A 21,675-nucleotide genomic window follows, 5' to 3' on the forward strand; every position below is an offset into this window, starting at 1 on the left:
CGCGATTCGCGGAAAATGAGCAACATGCTCAAGCGGGAGTGAATTGCTTGAGCGAGGTGATGACCGGACGTACCCTCAAACCATGCCGGTGATGACGCCGGCGTCATCGGGTGAAGCCTCACGAGGGTCGCCCAGGGACGAGGAGGACGATGATGTCGCCGCAGACCACCCCCATCGCGGACACCGCCCAGGATCTGGAGCTCTCCGAGCGGATCCTCGCACCGGATGGCTCCCGGATGCCGAACGCGCGCCTGGACGCCTTCGTCGCGGACGTCGATGCCGCGCAGCTGCGCGCCCTCCACCGCGACATGGTCGTCCTCCGCCGCATCGACGCGGAGGGCGTCGCCCTGCAGCGACAGGGCCAACTGGGCCTATGGGCACCGTGTCAGGGCCAGGAGGCCGCGCAGATCGGCACCGCCCGCGCCCTCGACCCGCAGGACTACGTCTTCCCGAGCTACCGCGAGACCGGCGTGATCTACGCACGCGGCGCGCAGCCCGGCGACTACGTGCGCATGTGGCGCGGGGAGGAAGGGGCCGCGTACGACCCCGCGGCGCTCCGGGTCGCCCCGCTCCAGATCATCATCGGTGCGCAGACCCTCCATGCCGTGGGCTATGCGCTCGGCATCCGTCACGAGAACGCCCCGGAGGTCGCGGTCACGTACTTCGGTGACGGCGCGACCAGCCAGGGCGACGTGAACGAGGCCATGATCTTCGCCGCCTCCTACCAGGCTCCCGTCGTGTTCGTCTGCCAGAACAACCACTGGGCCATCTCCGAGCCGGTGACCGTGCAGTCGCAGTACCCGATCGCGGGCCGGGCGCCGGGATTCGGAATCCCGAGCCTCCGCGTGGACGGGAACGACGTGCTCGCCTGCCTCGCGGCGATGCGGTGGGCGCTGGAGCACGCCCGCTCCGGCAAGGGGCCGGCATACATCGAGGCGGTGACCTACCGGATGGGTCCGCACACCACGGCGGACGATCCCACGCGCTACCGCGATGACGCGGAATGGGAGTCCTGGCGGGACCGCGATCCGATCGCGCGACTGGAGGCCCACCTGCGCGCGTCCGGCGACCTGACCGACGAGCACGTCGCGGAGACGCAGGCAGCCGCGGACGCGGTCGCCAAGGAGATGCGCGCCGCCTGCCTCGGCATGGTCACCCGGCCGCCGCTCGCGGTGTTCGACGGCGTGTACGCCGAGCCGCACACCGGGCTGGAGCGCCAGCGCGATGAGTACGCCGCCTACCTCGCGTCGTTCGAGAGCGAGGCGTGACCATGACCCAGCTCACGCTCGGCAAGGCGCTCGGCGCCGGCCTCCGTCAGGCGATGCGGGACGATGAGAAGGTCGTGCTGCTGGGCGAGGACATCGGCAAGCTCGGCGGCGTCTTCCGGATCACCGACGGTCTCCTCGACGAGTTCGGCGCGGCACGCGTCATCGACACGCCGCTCGCGGAGTCGGGCATCGTCGGCACGGCCGTCGGCCTCGCCTTCCGCGGATACCGTCCGGTCGTCGAGATCCAGTTCGACGGTTTCGTCTACCCCGCCTTCGACCAGATCGTCTCCCAGGTCGCCAAGCTGCATTACCGCACCCAGGGGCGCGTGAAGATGCCGGTCACGATCCGGATTCCGTGGGCGGGCGGCATCGGCGCCGCGGAGCACCACTCGGAGTCGCCCGAGGCATACTTCGCCCACACGGCCGGGCTTCGGGTGATCGCGGTGTCGAACCCGGAGGACGCGTACCGCAGCCTCCGTCAGGCGATCGCGTCGGACGATCCCGTCGTGTTCTTCGAACCGAAGCGGCTCTACCACCACAAGGGGGAGGTCGACCTCGACGCCCCGCTCGCCGATGCCCCGCCGATGGGGCTCGCGCGCGTGGTGCGCCCGGGCACGGACGCCACCGTCCTGACCTACGGCGCCATGGTGGGGACGGCGCTCCAGGCGGCCGAGGCGGCCGAGGACGAGGGCATCGCGCTGGAGGTCGTCGACCTGCGCTCGCTGTCGCCGGTGGACTACGACTCGGTGGCCGCCTCGGTGCGGAAGACCGGACGCGTCGTCGTCGCGCACGAGGCATCCCGGGAGGCCGGCCTCGCCGCGGAGGTCATCGCGAGCGTCACGGAGCGCTGCTTCGAGTACCTCGAGTCGGCGCCGCTGCGGGTGACCGGGCACGATGTGCCCTACCCGCCCGCGAAGCTCGAGAAGTACCACCTCCCCGACCTCGACCGGATCCTCGATGCGGTGGACCGGGTACTCGACCGCCCGCACAGCCTGACGGGAGCAGACGCATGATCGCCGAATTCCGCCTGCCGGACCTCGGGGAGGGGCTCACCGAGGCCGAGGTCGTGCAGTGGCTCGTCGCCCCCGGAGACAGCGTCACCCTCAACCAGACCCTCGCCGAGGTCGAGACGGCCAAGGCCGTCGTCGAGCTGCCGTCCCCCTATGAGGGCACGGTCGCCACCCTGCACGCGGAGGCGGGGGAGACCGTCGCGGTGGGCGCTCCTCTCATCGCGTTCGCCGTGGAGGGTGAGGAGGCACCGGACGCGCCGTCGGGCAGCGCCGAGGAACCCACGGACGAGAAGGCGCAGCCGAACCTGGTGGGGTACGGCGCGGCGCCGACGTCGAGTGGCCGTCCCGCGCGACGAGCCCGCCGCCGCGGCGCCCCGGCCACCGTGTCGGGCAGCGACACCGCCGTGCTCGAAGCGGCCCCGCACGACGCCACCCCGTCCGCCGCGGTGGAGACGGTCGTCGAACGACCGCGGTCCACGCCGCCCGTGCGGGCTCACGCGAAGCGCCTGGGGGTCGACCTGGTGCTCGTCGCGGCGGAGGTGGGCGACCGCCTGATCACACGGGCGGATGTCGACGCCTATGCCGCACGCATCGGCAGCGGGGCGGCAGTCCCCATGCCCGCACCCGAGACGCCGGTGTCCGCTCCGTCCCATCCGCATCCGGTCGGGGAGGATCGTCCGCGCGAGACACGCATCCCGATCCGCGGCGTGCGCAAGCACACCGCAGCGGCGATGGTGCAGAGCGCTTTCAGCGCGCCGCACGTCACGGTCTTCCACACGGTGGACGTGACGGCGACCATGGAGATGCTCGGCCGCCTCCGTGACGACAAGTCGCTGTCGGCACACCGGATCGGGCCGCTCGCGGTCGTCGCCAAGGCGGTGTGCCTCGCCCTCCGTCGTGCGCCCGGACTCAACTCCCGGTGGGATGAGGAGGCCGGGGAGATTGTCCAGTACAGCTACGTCGACCTCGGCATCGCCGCGGCTACAGAGCGCGGGCTGATCGTACCCATGATCCGGGATGCCGAGCGGATGAACCTCGTCGAACTGGCGACCGCCCTCAAAGAGCTCGCGGAGACGGCCCGCGCCGGGCGGACAACCCCGGCGGAGCTCGCCGGGGGCACGTTCTCGCTCTCCAACATCGGGGTCTTCGGCGTGGAGGCGGGCACGCCCATCCTTCCGCCCGGACAGTCGGGGATCCTGGCGGTGGGTGCCGTCCGGAGGCAGCCCTGGGAGTACCGCGGAGAGATCGCCCTCCGTCAGCTGCTGACGCTGAGCCTCTCGTTCGACCACCGCCTCGTCGACGGCGCGGAGGGGGCGACGTTCCTCAAGGACGTGGCGGACATCCTGGAAGACCCGGGTCGGGCGATGCTGGTCAGCTAGCGGCGCGGAGCGCCGCCTCGGCCATCGCGACCAGCACGGTCGCGGTGGCCGCGTGCCGCCTCGTGGCCGCGCGCGTGCTGTGCGGCGTGGAGTTGATGAGGCCGAAGCAGGCCTGCACGCGCAGACGCAGCTCGTCCCGTCCGAGTGGTCGCGGACCGTCGAGGGCGGCGAGCGTGTCCATCCACAACTCGATGTACGCGCGCTGCAGGCGGCGGACCTCTGCGCGGTCGACGTCGTCCAGGAACGCGAGATCACGGTCCTGCACCTGGATGACCTCGGCGTTGCCGAGCGCGAACTCCACGTGGAAGCGGATGAGGGCTCGCATGCGCTCGTCCGCGTCGGTCGGCTCTGCGGCGACCCGGCGGCCGCCGGCGACGAGGTCCTGGCTGACCTTCACGAGCACGGCTCCGAGGAGGGCCTGCTTGCCGGCGAAGTGTCGGTAGACGGCGGGCCCCGAGACGCCGACGGCGGCACCGATCTCCTCGAGGCTCACGCCGCTGTATCCGCGCGCGGCGAAGAGACGCGCCGCGGCATGGAGGAGGGCGTCGGAACGTTCCGCCTTGGCGCGGTCGCGAGCCGTGGAGGGGCTTGTCATTTCAGTTAATCCTCGCTAACCTGAATCAACGGGTTAGTGAACACTAACCGAGAATGCATGCAGCGCGCCAGGTGGACACCGCGGCGCGACGTGGGTCGAGGAGGACATCACGATGCCGGCAACCCAGGAAGCGCTCGCCCAGGAGCTCCGGGATCGTCTCGCGACGGCAGCCGAAGGCGGACCCGCGGCCTCGCGTGAGCGGCACGTCGCGCGCGGGAAGCTGCTGCCGCGCGATCGGGTCGCGCGTCTCCTCGACGAGGGCAGTCCGTTCCTCGAGGTCGCGCCGCTCGCCGCCGACGGGCTGTACGGCGGAGATGCACCGGGGGCGGGCGTCATCGCCGGCATCGGGCTCGTCCACGGCCGACACGTGATGGTCGTGTGCAACGACGCCACCGTCAAAGGCGGTACCTACTATCCGCTCACCGTGAAGAAACACCTGCGCGCGCAGGAGATCGCGCTGGAGAACCGGCTCCCGTGCCTCTACCTCGTCGATTCCGGCGGGGCTTTCCTCCCCAAGCAGGACGAGGTCTTCCCTGATCGCGACCACTTCGGCCGCATCTTCTTCAACCAGGCCCGGCTGTCGGCGCAGGGCATCCCGCAGCTCGCCGCGGTCCTCGGATCCTGCACGGCCGGCGGCGCCTACGTGCCGGCCATGAGCGACGAGACCGTCATCGTGCGCGGCCAGGGCACGATCTTCCTCGGAGGCCCTCCGCTCGTCAAGGCCGCGATCGGCGAGATCGTCACGGCGGAGGAACTCGGCGGGGGAGAGCTGCACGCACGTCGCAGCGGTGTCGTCGACCATCTCGCCGACGACGACGAACACGCGCTCGAGATCCTCCGTGACATCGTCGCCACACTGCCACCGCCGGCCCCTCCGGCCTGGGACGTGGAGGAGAGCCGTCCGCCGACCGAGCAGGGAACCCTCTACGACGTCGTCCCCGTGGACGTCAACGCCGCCTATGACGTGCGGGAGGTGATCGCCCGTCTCGTCGATGGCGACAGCTTCCATGAGTTCAAGTCCGAGTACGGCACGACGCTCGTGACCGGATTCGCCCGGCTGCACGGCCACCCGGTCGGGATCGTCGCGAACAACGGCGTGCTGTTCAGCGAGTCCGCACTCAAGGGCGCGCACTTCATCGAGCTCTGCGACCAACGCGGCATCCCGCTCCTGTTCCTGCAGAACATCACCGGATTCATGGTGGGATCCGACGCCGAGGCGGGCGGCATCGCGAAAGACGGGGCGAAGATGGTCACCGCCGTCGCGACCACGCGCGTTCCGAAGCTCACCGTCATCATCGGCGGATCCTTCGGCGCCGGCAACTACTCGATGTGCGGGCGCGCGTACTCGCCCCGGTTCCTGTGGACGTGGCCGGCGAGTCGCATCTCGGTCATGGGCGGGTCGCAGGCGGCCTCCGTGCTCGCGACCGTCAAGGAGGACCAGCTGGCGGCGCGCGGGGGCTCGTGGAGCGCCGACGAGCGTGCCGCCTTCGAGGAACCCATCCGCGCGCAGTACGAGGAGCAGGGCGAGCCCTACCACGCGACCGCCCGGCTCTGGGATGACGGCATCGTCGATCCGGCACAGACGCGCGACCTCCTCGGCCTCGCCCTCGATGTCGTCTCCCGCAGCCCGCTGCCCGAACCGCGCTTCGGCGTCTTCCGGATGTGAGTCCCATGTCGTCATCACCCCCTGTCTCGTTCTCCTCGGTGCTCGTCGCCAACCGCGGCGAGATCGCCCGCCGGATCATCCGGACGCTCCGCGAACTCGGCATCCGCAGCGTCGCCGTCTACAGCGACGCGGACGCCGACGCCCCGCATGTCCGCGAGGCGGACGGCGCCGTCCGGATCGGTCCCGCACCCGCCGCCGAGTCGTACCTCGACATCGACGCGGTGATCGCGGCCGCGCGGGCGACCGGAGCCCAGGCCATCCATCCGGGCTACGGATTCCTCTCCGAGAGCGTCGGCCTGGCCGAGGCGTGCGCGGAGAGCGGGATCATCTTCATCGGCCCGACCGTCGACGCCCTGCAGATCATGGGCGACAAGGCCAGGGCGCGGGACCACGTGGCACGGAGCGGCGTGCCGGTGGTGCCCGGCTTCGATGCCCGGGGACTGTCGGACGCCGAGATCCGGGAGGAGGCGGAGGCGGTCGGTTTCCCACTCCTGGTCAAACCCAGCGCAGGAGGAGGCGGCAAGGGCATGGAGGTCGTTCTCTCGTCCGCTGACCTGCCTGGCGCCCTCGCCTCCGCTCGTCGGGTCGCGGCGTCCGCATTCGGTGACGACGCCCTCATCCTGGAGCGGCTCATCCGTCGGCCGCGGCACATCGAGGTGCAGGTCTTCGGAGACGTGCACGGGACGGTCCTGGCGCTAGGAGAGCGCGAATGCACCCTCCAGAGGCGTCATCAGAAGGTGATCGAGGAGGCGCCGTCGGCGGGGATCCCGGCGGACACCCGCGACCGGCTCCTCGCCGCAGCCGTGCGGGCGGCGGAGAGCGTGGCCTACGTCGGGGCGGGAACGGTGGAGTTCCTGGTCGACGCGGATGCACCGGAGGACGCGTTCTTCATCGAGATGAACACCCGGCTGCAGGTGGAGCATCCCGTGACGGAGGAGGTGACGGGGCTGGACCTGGTGGCCCTGCAGCTCCGTATGGCGGACGGGCAGGCGCTCGATGTGAGACCGCGCACCTCCGGCCACGCGGTGGAGGCCCGGGTGTACGCGGAGTCGCCCGAGCGCGGATTCCTGCCCTCGACCGGGACGGTGCTGCTCTTCGAGCCGCCGGCCGGCGTCCGTGTCGATGCGGCCGTCGGAACCGGGAGCACGGTGAGCGGCTTCTACGACCCGATGATCGCGAAGATCATCGCGTGGGCGGAGGACAGGGAGACGGCGCTGCAGCGACTCGATGACGCGCTCGCACGCACGGTCGTGCTCGGTGTGGAGACCAACATCGGCTTCCTCCGGCGGCTCCTTCACGACCGGCGCGTCATCGAGGGCGACCTCGACACCGGGCTCATCGAGACGCTCCTCCCGATCTCCGCCGCCGCCCCGTCGGCGGCCCTCGTCGCAGCGGCCGCCCACTGCGCGGCGCGCACCGCCGCGGACGGCGCCCCGCGACGGGAAGGCGCCGGCCCGCTGTGGCGGGCCCTCCCGGGCTGGCGTCTCGGCGCGAAAGCGCACGCGCCAGAGCCGTTCGCGGTCCTCACCGACGATGACGCGATCGTCACCGCGACCGCGTCCCCGGTGGATTCCGGCCGGGTCCGCGCGGCGAAGGATGCCGAAGGTGCGATCTGGGTGTGGGACGAGGGGAGGACGCTGCGGCTGCGCCCTCTCGACCGTCGCGCGCGGATGCGGCTCCGGCTCGCCGCCGCCGAGCGTGAGGCACGTGCCACCGAGCCCGAAGCCCGCGCGCCGATGCCGGGCGGAGTGGTCGCTGTCCACGTCTCGGACGGAGCGACCGTCGCCGCGGGGGCGCCGCTGATGTCCATCGAGGCGATGAAGATGGAGCACCCCGTGCTCGCGCCGCAGGACGGCGTGGTACGGATGCTGGTCGCGGTCGGCGACCAGGTGCGGCGCGATCAGCCGGTCGCCCGCGTGACGATGACGGAGGAGGACTCATGATGCACGATCTCACCGAGGAGGAGCGCGAGCTCGCCGCGATGGTCCGCGACTTCGCGGAGTCCGTGGTGGCCCCGCAGTCCTACGAAGCCGACCGCACCCACACGCTCTCGATGGACGTCGTGCGGCAGATGGGCGAGCTCGGGCTCTTCGGGCTCCCGTTCCCCGAGCAGTACGGCGGACAGGGCGGCGACTACATGGCGCTGGGTCTCGCCATCGAGGCGCTCGGGCGAGTGGACCAGTCGATCGCGATCACCCTCGAAGCCGGCGTCAGCCTGGGCGCGATGCCCGTCTTCCGCTTCGGCACCGAAGCGCAGAAGGAGGAGCTGCTGCCCGATCTGCTCGCGGGGCGCGCCCTCGCCGGGTTCGGCCTCACGGAACCCGAGGCGGGAAGCGACGCCGGAGCCACCCGCACGACGGCACGGCTCGACGGCGACGAGTGGGTGATCGACGGATCCAAGCAGTTCATCACCAACTCGGGCACCCCGATCACGCGGTTCGTGACGGTCACCGCGGTCACCGGTCAGAGCGACGGACGCAAGGAGATCTCCACGATCATCGTCCCGAACGGAACGCCGGGCTTCACGGTCGAGCCGCCCTACGACAAGGTGGGCTGGAACGCCTCGGACACGCATCCGCTCACGTTCGACGGTGCCCGGGTGCCGGCCGGCAACCTCCTCGGTGACCGGGGGAGCGGCTTCCGCAACTTCCTCAGCATCCTCGACGAGGGCCGCATCGCGATCGCCGCCCTCTCGACCGGGGCGGCGGAGGGGTGTCTGGAAGCGGCGGTGGAGTACGCACGGAGCCGCACCATCTTCGGCAGCGCCCTCAGCACGCGGCAGAACGCGCAGTTCACGCTCGCTCGCATGCGCGCCCGCGTGCACACCGCCCGGCTCGCGTGGCATCACGCCGCCCGGTTGCGCGACGCCGGGGAGCCCTTCGCCGAGCAGGCCGCCATCGCGAAGCTCGTCGCGGGCGAGGCGGCGATGGACAACGCCCGGGATGCGACGCAGATCTTCGGCGGCAACGGGTTCATGAACGAGTTCCCGGTGGCCCGGCACTACCGCGACTCGAAGATCCTGGAGATCGGGGAGGGGACGACCGAGGTCCAGCTCCTCGTGATCGCCAGGGCGCTCGGTCTCGCCCGGTAGCGTGGAGGGCATGACCATGCGCGAGATCGTGCAGCGCGGCCTCTTCTACGAGGAGTTCGAGACGGAGGTGCGCTACGTGCATCGCCCCGGTCGCACGGCGACCGAGGCGGACAACGTCCTCTTCACGACGTTGACCATGAACACGCAGGCGCTGCACCTCGACGCCGCCTTCGCGGATGCCCAGGAGCCGTTCCATGCGCGCCTCATGAACTCGATGTGGACGCTGTCGACGATGGTGGGCTCCTCCGTCGCGCAGCTGACCCAGGGCACGCTGGTGGCGCAGCTCGGCCTGGGGGACATCGCGTTCCCGCATCCGCTGTTCGCGGGGGACACGCTCACCACCGAGAGCGTGGTGCTCGACAAACGCCTCTCGTCGTCGCGCCCCGGTCAGGGAGTGGTCCGGATCGCGCACACGGGCCGCAACCAGGACGGCACGGTCGTCGCGACCGCGACCCGGACCGTCCTCGTCCGCTGCCGACCGGAGGAGGAGACGGAGTGAGCGTCGAACTCGGTCCTGCCCTGCTGTTCTGCCCTGCCGACCGTCCCGAGCGCTTCGCGAAGGCGCAGGAGCGGGCCGACGCCGTCATCCTCGATCTGGAGGACGCGGTGCTCCCGGAGGCGAAGGCCGACGCCCGGAAGAACATCGCAGCCGCGGACCTCGATCCCGCCCGAGTGATCGTGCGCGTCAACTCTCCCGCGACGTCGCACTTCGCTGACGACCTCGAGGCGTTGGCCCGGTCACCGTTCCGGACCGTCATGGTCGCGAAGACCGAGAGCGCAGAGAGCCTCGACGTCTTCGGCTCCGCCTATAGCGTGCTCGCCCTGTGCGAGACGGCGCGCGGAATCCATGCGGCCCCCGAGATCGCCGCGCATCCCTCCGTCGCCGGGCTGATGTGGGGCGCCGAGGACCTCGTCGCGTCTCTCGGCGGCACGTCGTCCCGGACGGCGGAGGGCGGCTATCGTGACATCGCGCGCTACGCCCGCTCCCGGGTGCTTCTGGAGGCGGGGGCGTACGGCAAGGCGGCGATCGACGCCGTGCACGTCGACATCGGCGACACCGAGGGGCTGGAGCGTGAGGCCCGCGATGCGGCGGCGTCGGGTTTCCGCGCGACCGCGTGCATCCACCCCAGTCAGGTGGAGGTCATCCGTGCGGCCTACGCGCCGGAACCCGAGACGGTCGCCTGGGCGCGAGGGGTCCTCGCGGCGGCAGCGCAGGAACGCGGCGTGTTCCGGTTCGAGGGGCGCATGGTCGACGAGCCGGTGCTCCGCCACGCCCGGGCGGTCGTCGCGCGGGTCGGCTGAGGGCGGTCAGAGGACCGGCGACTCCTCGAGCAACCGGAGGTAACCGGGAGCGGCGACGAACCGGTGCGCGGACCCGTTCCGCAGCACCTCGCCGTCCCGGGGCAGCGTGCCCCCGGAGACATGATCGATCACGGCGCGGATCACTCCGCCGTGCGTCACCACCAGCACGGATTCGGCCTGGGGAGCCGACCGACGGCGGGCGTCCCTGGCGATCCGGTGGAGGGCGGCGATGGCACGGACGCCCACGTCATGGAGGGATTCGGCGCCGGGCACCTCGGCGTGCCAATCGCCGTAGGTGGCGATGTAGTCGGGGACGAGCATCCCCTCGCCCTCGCCGAACTCGCGCTCCCGGATGTCCGGGACGACGCCGGCGATCTCCAGGCCGAGACGGTCGGCGATGATGCCGGCGGTCTCGCTCGCGCGCACGAGCGGGCTCGTGTAGACGGCGTGGTGCGTCGTCCCGGCGAGCTTCTCGGCCGCCCACCGTGCATCCTCGCGGCCGGTCTCGTTCAGGGGGATGTCGGTGGAGCCCTGGATGCGGCGGGCCAGGTTCCAGTCGGTCTGACCGTGGCGGATGAGGGTGAGATAGGTCACGAGAGCATCTCCTGGAGGGCGGGGAGCACGTCGCTGGTCCCGGCGGCGATGGTGACATCGGCCCAGGGGTCCGCACGGGTCGGCTCGCGGTTGATGATGATCAGCGGGATGCCGCGCCGACGGGCGCGGTTCACGAGGCGGACCCCGGAGTTGACGACGAGCGACGAGCCGGCGACGATGAGCGCGTCGCTGGAGCGGAGGAGCGACTCCGCGGCGCGGAAGCGGTCCTGCGGCACATACTCCCCGAAGAAGACGACGTCGGGCTTGAGCATCCCGTCGCAGACCGTGCACGTCGGCACGAGGAAACCGTCCGTGCTCTCCGGCAGCACATCGCCGTCCGGTGCCAGTGCGACGTTCTCCGGGACGGTGATCCAGGGATTGCGCTCCTCGATCTGCACCGCGATGTCCCGCCGGTCGAACACCTGCCCGCAGTGCAGGCACAGGACGCGGCGCATGGTGCCGTGCACCTCGATCACATGGGAGCTGCCGGCGCGCAGATGCAGGCCGTCGACGTTCTGGGTGATGACGCCGGAGACGGCACCGGCGGATTCCATCGCGGCCAGCGCACGGTGCCCGGGGTTGGGGGAGGCCTGCGCGAACGCCCGCCAGCCGAGGTGGCCGCCGACCCAGTACCGCCGTCGCGCCGCCTCGTCGCCGAGATAGGTCTGGATCGTCATGGGGTTGCTGCGGGTGCGCGCGCCCTCACCGCGGTATGCGGGGATACCGGAGTCCGTGGAGATCCCCGCGCCGGTGAGGAGGGCGATCCGCTTGCCGCGCAGCAGGGCGGCGGCGTGGGTGAGCTCGGCCGACGGCTCGACGGTGTTCTTCGCGCGCACAGGACCTCCGGGATCGAGTCTACGGGGCGTGCGGGAGGCCGGAAGCGGGATGGCAGAGTGGAGCAGTGGACCTCCAGCATGTGACCGATCTCGCCGACCCGCGGCTGGACGACTATCGCGACCTCACCGACACCGCGTTGCGCGCGGTGCGGGAGCCCGCGGACGGCCTGTACATCGCCGAGACGTCCAAGGTGATCGCGCGTGCGGTTGCGGCGGGGCATGAGCCACGGTCCGTCCTCGTCTCGTCCCGTCGTGCCGACGAGGTGCGCCGGATCGTGGGGGAGCGGCCGGTGCCGGTGTTCGTGGTCTCCGACGAGGTGGCGGAAGGCGTCACCGGGTACCCGGTGCACCGGGGCGCTCTGGCCGCGATGCACCGCCCGCCGCTGCGTCCGGTCGCGGATGTGGTGCACGGGGCGCGGCTCGTGCTGGTGCTGGAAGACCTCGGCGACCACACCAACGTCGGCGCGGCGTTCCGTGCCGCCGCCGGGCTCGGGGCGGATGCGGTGCTGGTGTCGCCACGCTGCGCCGATCCGCTCTACCGGCGCAGCGTGCGGGTGAGCATGGGGACCGTGTTCCAGGTGCCGTGGACGCGCATCGATGACTGGGACGCAGCCGTGTCGGCCCTCCGCGCCGGTGGCTTCGAGATCGCCGCGCTCGCGCTGAGCGACTCCGCGGTCGATCTGCGGGACTATGCGGCGCGACGACCCGACCGGGTCGCCCTGCTGCTGGGCGCGGAGGGCGATGGGCTCAGCCGTACGGCGCTGGAGAGCGCGGACGCGGTGGTGACGATCCCGATGTCCGGAGGCGTGGACTCGCTCAACGTCGCCGCAGCGGCGGCCGTCGGCCTGTGGGCCCTCGCCCGGTGACCGTCGCCGTCTGACTCACTCCCTGCCGGGGAAGATGACCGGCGAGGGCTCGGGACGCTTCGCGGCGATGTGGTCGCCGGACGACTGGTGGCGCAGGCGGCGCAGCACCCAGGGAACGAGGTGCTCACGGGCCCAGCCGAGGTCTTCCGCACGGGCGGCTCGCCAGTTGCGCAGCGGCAGCGGTTCCGGCTGCATCGCCTCCAGGTCGTTCGGCACGTTCAGGGCCCGGAGCACCATCCGGGCGACCTCGTGGTGCCCGAGCGCGTTGTAGTGCAGGCGGTCGTCGTCGAAGAAGCGGGGGTCCTGCACCACCTTCAGTGCCCACTGGTCCGCGACGATGCAGTCGTGACGCTCGGCGATCGCCCGCACGTTCTCGTTGTAGATGGCGACCTTGCCGCGGAAGGGGCGGAACACCGGGGTGAAACCGGTGTCGATGCCGGTGAAGAGGATGACGGCGGCGCCGGTCGAGGCGAGCCGTGCCACGGCGTCCTCCAGCTGGGCGGCGATGGCGTCCGGGTCGGTGCCGGGGCGGATCACGTCGTTGCCGCCGGCGCAGATCGAGACGAGGTCGGGGTGCAGGGCGACGGCGGGCTCCACCTGGTCGGCCACGATCTGCGCGATGAGCTTCCCGCGGACGGCGAGGTTGGCGTAGGCGAAGTCGTCGACCTGCTGGGCGAGCACCTCGGCGACGCGGTCGGCCCAGCCGCGATGGCCGCCGGGGGCCGCAGGGTCCGGGTCGCCGATGCCCTCCGTGAACGAGTCGCCGATCGCGACGAATCGGCGCCACGGGTGCGGGGTCTCGTTCGCGACGTACGGGGTCCTGGTCGATTCCTGATCGCTCATCCGGCTCTCCTTCACGAACGCGTGCGCGCACGATGGTGACCGCCGCGCAGTGACCGAGCCTACCCGTGCCGCTGCTCGAGAGGGGGACGCGCGCGGCTTCGCGGCGGATGCCCCGGTGTCCGTGGGAGCGATTATCGTGGAGTCGATGCTCTCTCCGTCCTTCCCTCAGCGCGCCCCGTGGGGAACGGCGAACAAGCTGCGGGCATGGCAGCAGGAGGCCCTGGACGCGTACTTCCAGGCCGACCAGCGTGACTTCCTCGTGGCCGCCACCCCGGGCGCCGGCAAGACCACGTTCGCCCTCACCCTCGCGGTCGAGCTCATGCGCATGGGGGTGGTGAACCGCGTCATCGTCGTCGCTCCGACGGAGCATCTGAAGACGCAGTGGGCGGACGCCGCCGCCCGCGTGCACATCCGGCTCGACCCGCGCTTCCGCAACAGCCACTGGGCGCCGGCCCGGCATTACCACGGCGTCGTCGTGACCTACGCGCAGGTCGCCGCGAAGTCGTCCGTCCACCGTCACCTCACGGAGGACGCGAAGACGCTGGTCATCCTCGACGAGGTCCACCACGGCGGAGACGCCCTCAGCTGGGGTGACGCGATCCGCGACGCGTACGGTCCGGCGACGCGGCGGCTGCTGCTCTCCGGAACGCCGTTCCGCAGCGATACCGCACCGATTCCGTTCGTCGACTACCTCCCCGACGAGACCGGTGCCCGGGTCTCGCGCACGGACTACGCCTACGGCTACGGTCGTGCCCTCGCGGACGGCGTCGTCCGCCCGGTGCTCTTCCACATGTACGCCGGCAAGATGCGCTGGCGCACGAGCACGGGAGACGAGCTCGAGACGCATCTCGGACAGGACAACACGAAGGACGTCACCTCCCAGGCGTGGCGCACCGCCCTGGATCCCGAAGGCGACTGGATGCCCGCGGTGCTCTCCGCGGCCGACCGACGCCTGACGGAGATCCGCCACCACGTCCCCGACGCCGGCGGCCTGGTGCTCGCGACGGATCAGACGGTCGCTCGTGCCTACGCGAAGATCCTGCACAGCATCACGCGCGAACAGCCGACCATCGTGCTGTCGGACGATGCCACGGCGTCGGAGCGGATCGAGAAGTTCTCCGCGGGCACCGCGCGGTGGATGGTCGCGGTGCGCATGGTGTCGGAGGGCGTCGATGTGCCGCGGCTCGCGGTCGGCGTCTACGCGACGTCCTCGTCCACCCCGCTCTTCTTCGCACAGGCCATCGGCCGGTTCGTGCGGGCCCGGCGTCGTGGCGAGGCGGCGAGCGTCTTCCTGCCGCACGTGCCGGTGCTCATGAAGCTCGCGAACGAGATGGAGAAGCAGCGCGACCACGCCCTGGACCGCCAGTCGAAGGACGAGGACGGCCTGGACGACTCGCTGCTGGAGAGCGCGAACCGGGAGGACGACGCGTCCGACGCCCTCACCCAGGAGTTCAGCTACCAGGCCATCTCCTCCGTCGCGCACTTCGACCGCATGGTCTTCGACGGCAAGGAGTTCGGGCAGCTCGCCGAGCCGAACACGCCGGAGGAGGAGGAGTTCATCGGCTTCCCCGGTCTCCTCGAGCCGGAGCACGTGCACGAGCTCCTCATGCAGCGGCAGGCGCGGCAGTCCCGGCATCGCGAGGTGCGAGAGGCCCAGGCCGAGCCCACGCAGACCACGACCCTGCCGGCGCCGCTGCACCGCACGCTGCGCGAGCAACGACAGCTGCTGAACAGCCTGGTGGGCCTCTACGCCCGTCAGTCGGGCCAGCCGCACGGTGCGGTCCACGCCGAGCTGCGTCGCATCTGCGGCGGGCCGGCCGTGGCTCAGGCGACCGTGACGCAGCTCCAGTCCCGCATCGAGGTGCTGCGCAAGCGCGTCCGTTCCTGAGCCGCTTCCGGCGCTGCTTCGGATCCCCGAAATGCTGGCAATCGCTGCCAGGACGCGGCTCGCAGGGTGTCCCGCGGATAGCGTGGAACGGTTGCCCGGACGCCGGGCGACCGTGACATCTGGAGGTTCCATGACAGCCCCTGCCGCAGCCGACTCGACGGCAGCCGACCGACGGCGTTGGGCCCGCTATCTCGTCGAGGAGCGGGCGGAGGGCGCCGTGTATCAGCGTCTCGCCGCCCGCCGGTCGGGAGAGGAGAGGGCGATCCTGCTCGGTCTCGCCGAGGCCGAGCGACGCCATGAGAAGCACTGGCTCGATCTCCTCGGCGGCGAGCCCGGCCGACTGCCGCGTGCAGGGGTCCGCTCCCGATTGCTCGGGTGGATGGCGGGACGCTTCGGGTCGATCTTCGTCCTCGCGCTCGCGCAGAGCGCCGAGGCGCGCTCCCCGTACGATGCCGAGCGATGGGCGACCCCCGCCATGCGCGCCGATGAGAAGGTGCACCACGAGGTCGTGCGCGGTCTGGCGGCGCGGGGGCGCCGCCGCCTCTCGGGATCCTTCCGCGCCGCGGTGTTCGGGGCGAACGACGGGCTCGTCAGCAACCTCGCGCTCGTCCTCGGCATCGGGGCGACCGGGGTGAGCTCGGGCTTCGTGCTCTTCAGTGGCATCGCCGGCCTGCTCGCCGGTGCACTGTCGATGGGGGCGGGCGAGTTCGTCTCCGTGCGTTCGCAGCGCGAGCTCCTCACCGCGACCGAGGCGAACGAGGACGCCGCTGCCGCCGCCGCGGATCTCGACATCGACGAGAACGAGCTCGCGCTCGTGTATCGCGCCCGCGGCATGGACCAGAGTGAGTCGCTGGCCAGGGCCCGCCGCATCGTCCAGGCGGCCCAGGAGGGCGTCCGACGAGCGGCCACGGGGCCCGTGACGGTCCCGGGCGGTGACGCCCACGAGGTCGTCGGCAACGACTGGACGGCCGCGATCTCCAGCTTCCTCCTGTTCGCGTCCGGCGCGATCATCCCCGTCCTGCCGTGGATCTTCGGGATGGAGGGCACGGCCGCGATCGTCCTCGCGCTGGTGCTGGTCGGCATCGCGCTGCTGAGCACGGGGGCGATGGTCGGCGTGCTCTCCGGCGGTCCGCCCCTGCGGCGCGCGCTGCGCCAGCTCGCGATCGGATTCGGGGCTGCCGCGGTGACCTATGCCCTCGGCCTCCTCTTCGGCGTCGGCGCCGTCTGACGGCAGAAGCCCCGCCCGGACGGGCGGGGCCGCTGCCGCAGACGACGAAGGCCCCGGATCCGTGGATCCGGGGCCTTCGCTCTCTGTGCGCGGAGGGGGACTTGAACCCCCACGCCCTATCGGGCACTAGCACCTCAAGCTAGCGCGTCTACCATTCCGCCACCCGCGCAGGTGTGGGATTTGATCGTTGCCGACCGAAGAATGAGATTAGCACGTTCTCGGAGACGTCTCGAACCGAGCGTGACGCCCGGGCGTGGCACGGCGTTTCGATAGCCTGAGTCCATGACCGACTCCTCCCTCCCGGAGGTCGCCCGTATCGCGAGCGACCTCATCCGGTTCGACACCTCCAACTACGGCGGCGGCAACGCGAAGGGGGAACGGGAGGCGGCGGAGTACGTCGGTGCGTTCCTCACCGGGCTGGGTCTCGAGGTCGAGTACTACGAGCCGATCCCGCGGCGCACGAACGTCATGGCCCGTGTGCCGGGCCGCGACCGTACCAAGCCGGCTCTCGTCGTGCATGGTCATCTCGACGTCGTCCCCGCGGTGGCCGAGGACTGGACCGTCGACCCGTTCGCCGGGATCGTCCGGGACGGGATGCTCTGGGGGCGTGGCGCCGTCGATATGAAGAACATGGACGCGATGATCCTCACGGCCGTCGCGGACATCCTGCGGGCGGGCGAGCAGCCGGAGCGTGACCTCGTGCTGGCGTTCTTCGCCGACGAGGAGAACGGCGGTGTCGAGGGCTCGGCGCTCGTCGTGAAGGACCGCCCGGAGTGGTTCGCGGGCGCGACCACGGCGATCAGCGAAGTCGGCGGCTACTCGATCTCGGTCGACGATCGCCGTGCCTACCTGCTGCAGGTGGGGGAGAAGGCGCTGATCTGGATCCGGCTGGTCGCGACCGGACGGGCCGGGCACGGCAGCCGCCTGCACGACGACAACGCGGTGACGAAGCTCGCCGAGGCGGTCGCCGCCATCGGTCGCACCCGCTGGCCGATCCGTCTCACGCCCACGACGGAGGCGCTGCTCGAGGGACTCAGCGCGCTCACCGGTCGGAGCACGGAGGACCCCGACGCCCTCGCCGCGGCTGCCGGACCGGCGGAGGCCTTCCTCCGGTCCACGTTCCGCACCACCACCAACCCGACGGCGCTGACCGCGGGATACAAGCACAACGTCATCCCGGAGCGTGCCGAGGCACTCATCGACGTCCGGGTGATCCCCGGGACCGAGGACGATGTGCTCGCCGAGCTCCAGCGCATCGTGGGCGACGACATCCGGATCGAGACGGTCGTGCGCGACATCGGGATGGAGACGCCGTTCACGGGCGAGCTGGTCGACGCGATGGTGGCGGCGCTGGGGCGCCACGACCCCGGTGTCCCGGTCATCCCGTATCTGCTGGGAGCAGGCACCGACAACAAGGCGCTGGCCGCTCTCGGCATCACCGGCTATGGCTTCGCCCCGCTGCGGCTGCCGGCGGATCTCGACTTCACCGGGATGTTCCACGGAGTCGATGAGCGGGTGCCCGTAGACTCACTTGTCTTCGGTCAGCGGGTGCTGGCCGATCTCCTGCGCACGTACTGAGCGGCCTCCGGGCGCTCCGTGCCGTCCCGAAAGACGAAGGCCTCTCCATGCACCTGCTCGAAGCACTGATCCTGGGAATCGTCCAGGGCCTCACCGAGTTCCTGCCGATCTCCTCGAGCGCGCACCTGCGCGTCGTCGGCGCGTTCCTGCCTTCGGGGGAGGACCCGGGGGCGGCCTTCACCGCCATCACGCAGATCGGCACCGAAGCGGCGGTCGTCGTGTTCTTCTGGCGGGACATCGTCCGCATCATCTCGCAGTGGTTCCGGTCCCTCGCCGGCAAGGTGCCGCGGAATGATCCGGATGCGCGGATGGGCTGGCTCATCATCATCGGCAGCATCCCGATCGTGCTGCTCGGGCTCCTGTTCCAGGACCAGATCGAGACGGTGTTCCGCTCGCTCTGGATCGTGGCGATCATGCTCATCGTGTTCGGCATCCTCCTGGGGATCGCCGACCACGTCGGCGCCAAGCGCCGGAAGCTCGACGATCTGACCTACCCGCACGGCATCGCCTTCGGCCTCGCGCAGGCGCTCGCCCTCATCCCCGGCGTCTCGCGGTCCGGGGGCACGATCACCATGGGGCTGTTCCTCGGCTACGAGCGCGCCGCCGCCGCCCGGTACGCCTTCCTGCTCGCGATCCCCGCCGTGTTCGGCAGCGGCTTCTATCAGCTGTTCAAGAGCTGGGGTGAGCCGTCCTTCTTCTCGCTCGGCGACACGGTCGCCGCGACGGGCGTCGCCTTCGTCGTCGCACTCGGCGTGATCGCGTTCTTCATGAGCTGGATCTCGAAGCGCAGCTTCCTGCCGTTCGTGATCTACCGGATCCTGCTGGGCGGCGTGCTGCTCGTCCTGCTCGCGATGGGCGTCATCCCGGCCTCGGCCTGAGCCGAGCGCTGTTCAGCGCTTGCGGTCGCCGCGGCCGTCGTCACGGCGCCGCAGATAGCGCTCGAAGGCCTGGGCGATCGCGTCTCCCGAGGCGTCGGGGGAGTCCCAGGTGTCCCGCGTGCGCTCCAGCTGCCGGATGTACTCGGCCATGTCCTCGTCCTCGGACGCGGCGGCATCGATCGACGCCTCCCACGCGGCAGCCTCGGTCCGGAGGTGCCGGCGGTCGACATCCACGCCCGTCAGCTCTTCGAGGCGATCGAGCAGCGCGAGGGTGACCTTGGGGGACGGCGCAGCAGAGGCGACATAGTGCGGCACGCTCGCCCAGAGGCTCACGGACGGGATGCCGGCGTTCTCGGCGAAGTGCTCCAGGACGGTGAGGATGCCGACGGGTCCCTCGTACACGGACCGTTCCAGGCCGTGCGCCTCCCTGACCTGCTCGTTCTGACTCGAGGCGAAGATGGAGATCGGCCGGGTGTGCGGGACGTCGGACAGCATGGCGCCGAGAGTGACGAAGCCGGAGATGTCGTCGCGCAACGCGACATCGATGAACTCGGAGGCGAACGCCTGCCAGGTCCGCGCCGGTTCGGCACCGGTGAGCAGCCAGAACTCCGGACCGGGCGCGGGGTCGCGCGGACGCCACAGCCCGGCCTCCGGCCAGGTCATCTGCCGCCGCCCCTCGCCATCGAGTCGGGTCGCCGGACGGGTGTACTGGTAGTCGAAGTAGAGCTCCGGGTCGACCGAGTGGACGAGGTCGTACTCGGTCGCGGTCTGCAGCGCGCTCACTGCGCCGGTGGCCGCTTCGCCGGCGTCGTTCCAGCCGTCGAAGGCGGCGATGATGATGCGGGGACCGAGAACGTCCATGCCGTGCTCCCTTCGCGGTCGTGGATGCGATCCCCCCAGGCTAGCCCGCGACGAGGGGATGTGGGCGGGGCCCGGCTAGCATGGGTTCAGTGAGCAACAAGCCCCGCGCGGTCCTCTGGGACATGGATGGAACACTGGTCGACACCGAGCCGTACTGGATGGCGGCCGAGACCGCCCTGGTGGAGTCGTTCGGCGGCACCTGGTCCCACGAGGACGCTCTGCGGCTCGTGGGCAGTGGTCTCATCGACAGCGCGATCATCCTCCAGGGCGCCGGCGTCGACATGGCTCCCGAGGAGATCGTCTCCCGGCTGACCAGTGCCGTGCAGGAATCCCTGCGCGCCCAGGGCGTGCCCTTCCGTCCCGGAGCGCGGGAGCTGCTCCGCGACCTCCGTGCCGCCGGCATCCCGACCGGTCTCGTCACGATGTCGCTGCGGCGGATGGCCCTCGACGTGGTGGGACTGATCGACTTCGAGGCCTTCGACGTCGTCGTCGCGGGTGACGACGTGGAGAACCCCAAGCCGCACCCCGAGCCCTATCTCCAGGCCGCTGCCCTGCTCGACGTCGACATCGCCGAGGTCGTCGTCATCGAGGATTCCCCGACGGGCCTGCGTGCGGGGCTGGCCTCGGGAGCGCTGACGCTCGGCGTCCCGCACATCGTCCCGCTCGACGGGCTCGGCGCCCACGAGCTGTGGCCGACTCTGGACGGCAGGGGAGCGGCCGACCTGGTCGAGCTCTTCGGCTCCCGCACCGCGATCTCGGAGGCGACCCGATGACGACCGCTCCCGCCCCTCGCCCCAGTGGCCCGTTCCGCGAGGGCGATCGTGTGCAGCTCACGGGCCCGAAGGGCCGCCTGCACACGGTGACGCTCCGTGAGGACGGTGAGCTGCACACCCACCATGGCGTGCTCCGCCACCGCGATCTCATCGGGCTTCCGGACGGCTCGGTGGTCGCGAACAGCTCGGGGCACGAATACCTCGCGCTGCGTCCGCTGCTGCGCGACTTCGCGATGTCCATGCCGCGCGGCGCGGCCATCGTCTACCCGAAGGACGCCGCCCAGATCGTCATGCAGGCCGACATCTTCCCCGGTGCGACGGTCGTCGAGGCCGGCGTCGGCTCTGGGGCCCTCTCGCTCTCGCTCCTGCGCGCGGTGGGGCCGGCGGGTCGCCTGCTGTCGTTCGAACGCCGGGAGGACTTCGCCGAGGTCGCGCGGGCGAACGTCGAGACCTTCTTCGGGGAGCGCCCCGACACCTGGAGTGTCGTGGTGGGCGACCTCGTCGCCTCCCTGCCCGAGCAAGTGGAGCCCGGTTCGGTGGACCGGGTGGTGCTGGACATGCTCGCCCCCTGGGAGTGCATCGAGGTGGTGGCGGATGCGCTCACTCCTGGTGGGGTCGTGCTCTGCTACATCGCCACGGCGACGCAGCTCTCCCGGGTCGCCGAGTTTATCCGGGGCACGGGTCTCTTCACCGACCCCGAGGCATCGGAGACCATGGTCCGCGGCTGGCATGTCGAAGGGCTGGCGGTGCGCCCCGACCACCGCATGGTCGCGCACACCGGCTTCCTGCTGACCGCGCGACGGCTGGCACCGGGGGCGGTGGCCCCGTCGGTCAAGCGGCGTGCGTCCAAGAGCAGCTACAGCGACGAGGACGTCGAGCTCTGGACGCCGGGAGCGGTGGGCGACAGGGAGATCACCGACAAGAACCTGCGGAAGCGGGCGCGTGAGGCCGGGAAGGCTGCCGAGGGCGCGCGGTTGGCGGCGGCTTCGCGCGAATCCGAGGACGCGACGGAATAGACT

General features: G+C 71.1%; 20 protein-coding genes and 1 tRNA gene. 15 read left to right on the forward strand and 6 right to left on the reverse strand.

The annotated features are described in order from the left end of the window. The first annotated feature begins 152 nt into the window (after positions 1-152). Genes pdhA through KAF39_RS11960 form a run of 3 tightly spaced genes read left to right on the forward strand, consistent with a single transcriptional unit; the run spans position 153 to position 3,657 of the window. Entirely contained in the window at positions 153-1,268 is a 1,116-nt protein-coding gene (gene pdhA, locus KAF39_RS11950) for a pyruvate dehydrogenase (acetyl-transferring) E1 component subunit alpha (protein WP_210678047.1), read from the forward strand. Positions 1,269-1,270: 2 nt separating this feature from the next. Next, positions 1,271-2,281, forward strand: coding sequence for an alpha-ketoacid dehydrogenase subunit beta (locus tag KAF39_RS11955; protein ID WP_210677450.1), 1,011 nt, complete (start codon positions 1,271-1,273; stop codon positions 2,279-2,281). Continuing rightward, entirely contained in the window at positions 2,278-3,657 is a 1,380-nt protein-coding gene (locus KAF39_RS11960) for a dihydrolipoamide acetyltransferase family protein (RefSeq protein WP_210677451.1), read from the forward strand. The genes KAF39_RS11955 and KAF39_RS11960 overlap by 4 nt, the downstream gene beginning before the upstream one ends. Here KAF39_RS11960 and KAF39_RS11965 read toward each other — a convergent pair. Beyond that, on the reverse strand, positions 3,650-4,252 hold the full coding sequence (locus KAF39_RS11965) for a TetR/AcrR family transcriptional regulator (RefSeq protein ID WP_210677452.1): 603 nt from the start codon (positions 4,250-4,252) through the stop codon (positions 3,650-3,652). The two genes, KAF39_RS11960 and KAF39_RS11965, sit on opposite strands and share 8 nt — an antisense overlap. A 112-nt stretch (positions 4,253-4,364) precedes the next feature. Here KAF39_RS11965 and KAF39_RS11970 point away from each other — a divergent pair, with 112 nt between their 5' ends. Genes KAF39_RS11970 through KAF39_RS11990 form a run of 5 tightly spaced genes read left to right on the forward strand, consistent with a single transcriptional unit; the run spans position 4,365 to position 10,311 of the window. Beyond that, positions 4,365-5,918 carry a carboxyl transferase domain-containing protein gene (locus tag KAF39_RS11970; protein ID WP_210677453.1) on the forward strand — a complete coding sequence of 518 codons (1,554 nt, stop codon included), beginning with the start codon at positions 4,365-4,367 and terminating at the stop codon, positions 5,916-5,918. 5 nt (positions 5,919-5,923) lie between these two features. Next, positions 5,924-7,861 carry a biotin carboxylase N-terminal domain-containing protein gene (locus KAF39_RS11975; protein WP_210677454.1) on the forward strand — a complete coding sequence of 646 codons (1,938 nt, stop codon included), beginning with the start codon at positions 5,924-5,926 and terminating at the stop codon, positions 7,859-7,861. Next, entirely contained in the window at positions 7,861-9,009 is a 1,149-nt protein-coding gene (locus tag KAF39_RS11980) for an acyl-CoA dehydrogenase family protein (RefSeq protein WP_282595530.1), read from the forward strand. The genes KAF39_RS11975 and KAF39_RS11980 overlap by 1 nt, the downstream gene beginning before the upstream one ends. Before the next feature lie 10 nt (positions 9,010-9,019). Further along, positions 9,020-9,508 (forward strand): MaoC family dehydratase, encoded by a 489-nt coding sequence (locus KAF39_RS11985; RefSeq protein ID WP_210677456.1) that lies wholly within the window; start codon positions 9,020-9,022, stop codon positions 9,506-9,508. After that, a complete protein-coding gene (locus KAF39_RS11990) occupies positions 9,505-10,311 on the forward strand; it encodes a CoA ester lyase (RefSeq protein WP_210677457.1) in 807 nt (268 codons plus the stop codon). Before KAF39_RS11985 ends, KAF39_RS11990 begins: the two co-directional genes overlap by 4 nt. Positions 10,312-10,317: 6 nt before the next feature. On the opposite strand, the gene KAF39_RS11995 is transcribed toward KAF39_RS11990, so the two are convergent. Both KAF39_RS11995 and KAF39_RS12000 read right to left on the reverse strand, forming a co-directional pair. Further along, the gene (locus KAF39_RS11995; protein WP_210677458.1) at positions 10,318-10,905 is read right to left on the reverse strand and encodes a histidine phosphatase family protein; all 588 of its coding nucleotides are present in this window, start codon (positions 10,903-10,905) and stop codon (positions 10,318-10,320) included. Next, entirely contained in the window at positions 10,902-11,741 is an 840-nt protein-coding gene (locus KAF39_RS12000; protein ID WP_210677459.1) for a Sir2 family NAD-dependent protein deacetylase, read from the reverse strand. The genes KAF39_RS11995 and KAF39_RS12000 overlap by 4 nt, the downstream gene beginning before the upstream one ends. A gap of 65 nt (positions 11,742-11,806) precedes the next feature. On the opposite strand from KAF39_RS12000, the gene KAF39_RS12005 reads away from it, so the two are divergent. Continuing rightward, a complete protein-coding gene (locus tag KAF39_RS12005; protein WP_210677460.1) occupies positions 11,807-12,607 on the forward strand; it encodes an RNA methyltransferase in 801 nt (266 codons plus the stop codon). 15 nt (positions 12,608-12,622) lie between these two features. Here KAF39_RS12005 and KAF39_RS12010 read toward each other — a convergent pair whose 3' ends face one another. Continuing rightward, positions 12,623-13,450: an SGNH/GDSL hydrolase family protein gene (locus KAF39_RS12010; protein ID WP_210677461.1), complete on the reverse strand. Its 828-nt coding sequence runs from the start codon at positions 13,448-13,450 to the stop codon at positions 12,623-12,625. A 145-nt stretch (positions 13,451-13,595) separates the two neighbouring features. On the opposite strand from KAF39_RS12010, the gene KAF39_RS12015 reads away from it, so the two are divergent. Both KAF39_RS12015 and KAF39_RS12020 read left to right on the forward strand, forming a co-directional pair. Further along, positions 13,596-15,338, forward strand: coding sequence for a DEAD/DEAH box helicase (locus KAF39_RS12015; RefSeq protein WP_210677462.1), 1,743 nt, complete (start codon positions 13,596-13,598; stop codon positions 15,336-15,338). Positions 15,339-15,468: 130 nt separating this feature from the next. Beyond that, positions 15,469-16,566, forward strand: a complete 1,098-nt coding sequence (locus KAF39_RS12020) for a VIT1/CCC1 family protein (RefSeq protein WP_210677463.1) — start codon at positions 15,469-15,471, stop codon at positions 16,564-16,566. An 86-nt stretch (positions 16,567-16,652) separates the two neighbouring features. Here the strand turns inward: KAF39_RS12020 and KAF39_RS12025 are convergent. After that, positions 16,653-16,735, reverse strand: a tRNA-Leu gene (locus tag KAF39_RS12025). Positions 16,736-16,848: 113 nt separating this feature from the next. Between KAF39_RS12025 and KAF39_RS12030 the strand changes: the two genes are divergently transcribed. After that, entirely contained in the window at positions 16,849-18,144 is a 1,296-nt protein-coding gene (locus KAF39_RS12030) for a M20/M25/M40 family metallo-hydrolase (RefSeq protein ID WP_210677464.1), read from the forward strand. 47 nt (positions 18,145-18,191) lie between these two features. Then, a complete protein-coding gene (locus KAF39_RS12035; protein ID WP_210677465.1) occupies positions 18,192-19,022 on the forward strand; it encodes an undecaprenyl-diphosphate phosphatase in 831 nt (276 codons plus the stop codon). Positions 19,023-19,034: 12 nt separating this feature from the next. On the opposite strand, the gene KAF39_RS12040 is transcribed toward KAF39_RS12035, so the two are convergent. Further along, positions 19,035-19,883 carry a PAC2 family protein gene (locus KAF39_RS12040; RefSeq protein ID WP_210677466.1) on the reverse strand — a complete coding sequence of 283 codons (849 nt, stop codon included), beginning with the start codon at positions 19,881-19,883 and terminating at the stop codon, positions 19,035-19,037. Positions 19,884-19,963: 80 nt separating this feature from the next. On the opposite strand from KAF39_RS12040, the gene KAF39_RS12045 reads away from it, so the two are divergent. Continuing rightward, entirely contained in the window at positions 19,964-20,656 is a 693-nt protein-coding gene (locus KAF39_RS12045) for an HAD family phosphatase (protein WP_210677467.1), read from the forward strand. Continuing rightward, entirely contained in the window at positions 20,653-21,672 is a 1,020-nt protein-coding gene (locus KAF39_RS12050; RefSeq protein ID WP_210677468.1) for a tRNA (adenine-N1)-methyltransferase, read from the forward strand. The genes KAF39_RS12045 and KAF39_RS12050 overlap by 4 nt, the downstream gene beginning before the upstream one ends. The last annotated feature ends 3 nt before the right edge of the window (positions 21,673-21,675 follow it).

The organism is Microbacterium sp. BLY, from assembly GCF_017939615.1.
In the GTDB taxonomy this organism is placed as follows: Bacteria; Actinomycetota; Actinomycetes; order Actinomycetales; family Microbacteriaceae; genus Microbacterium.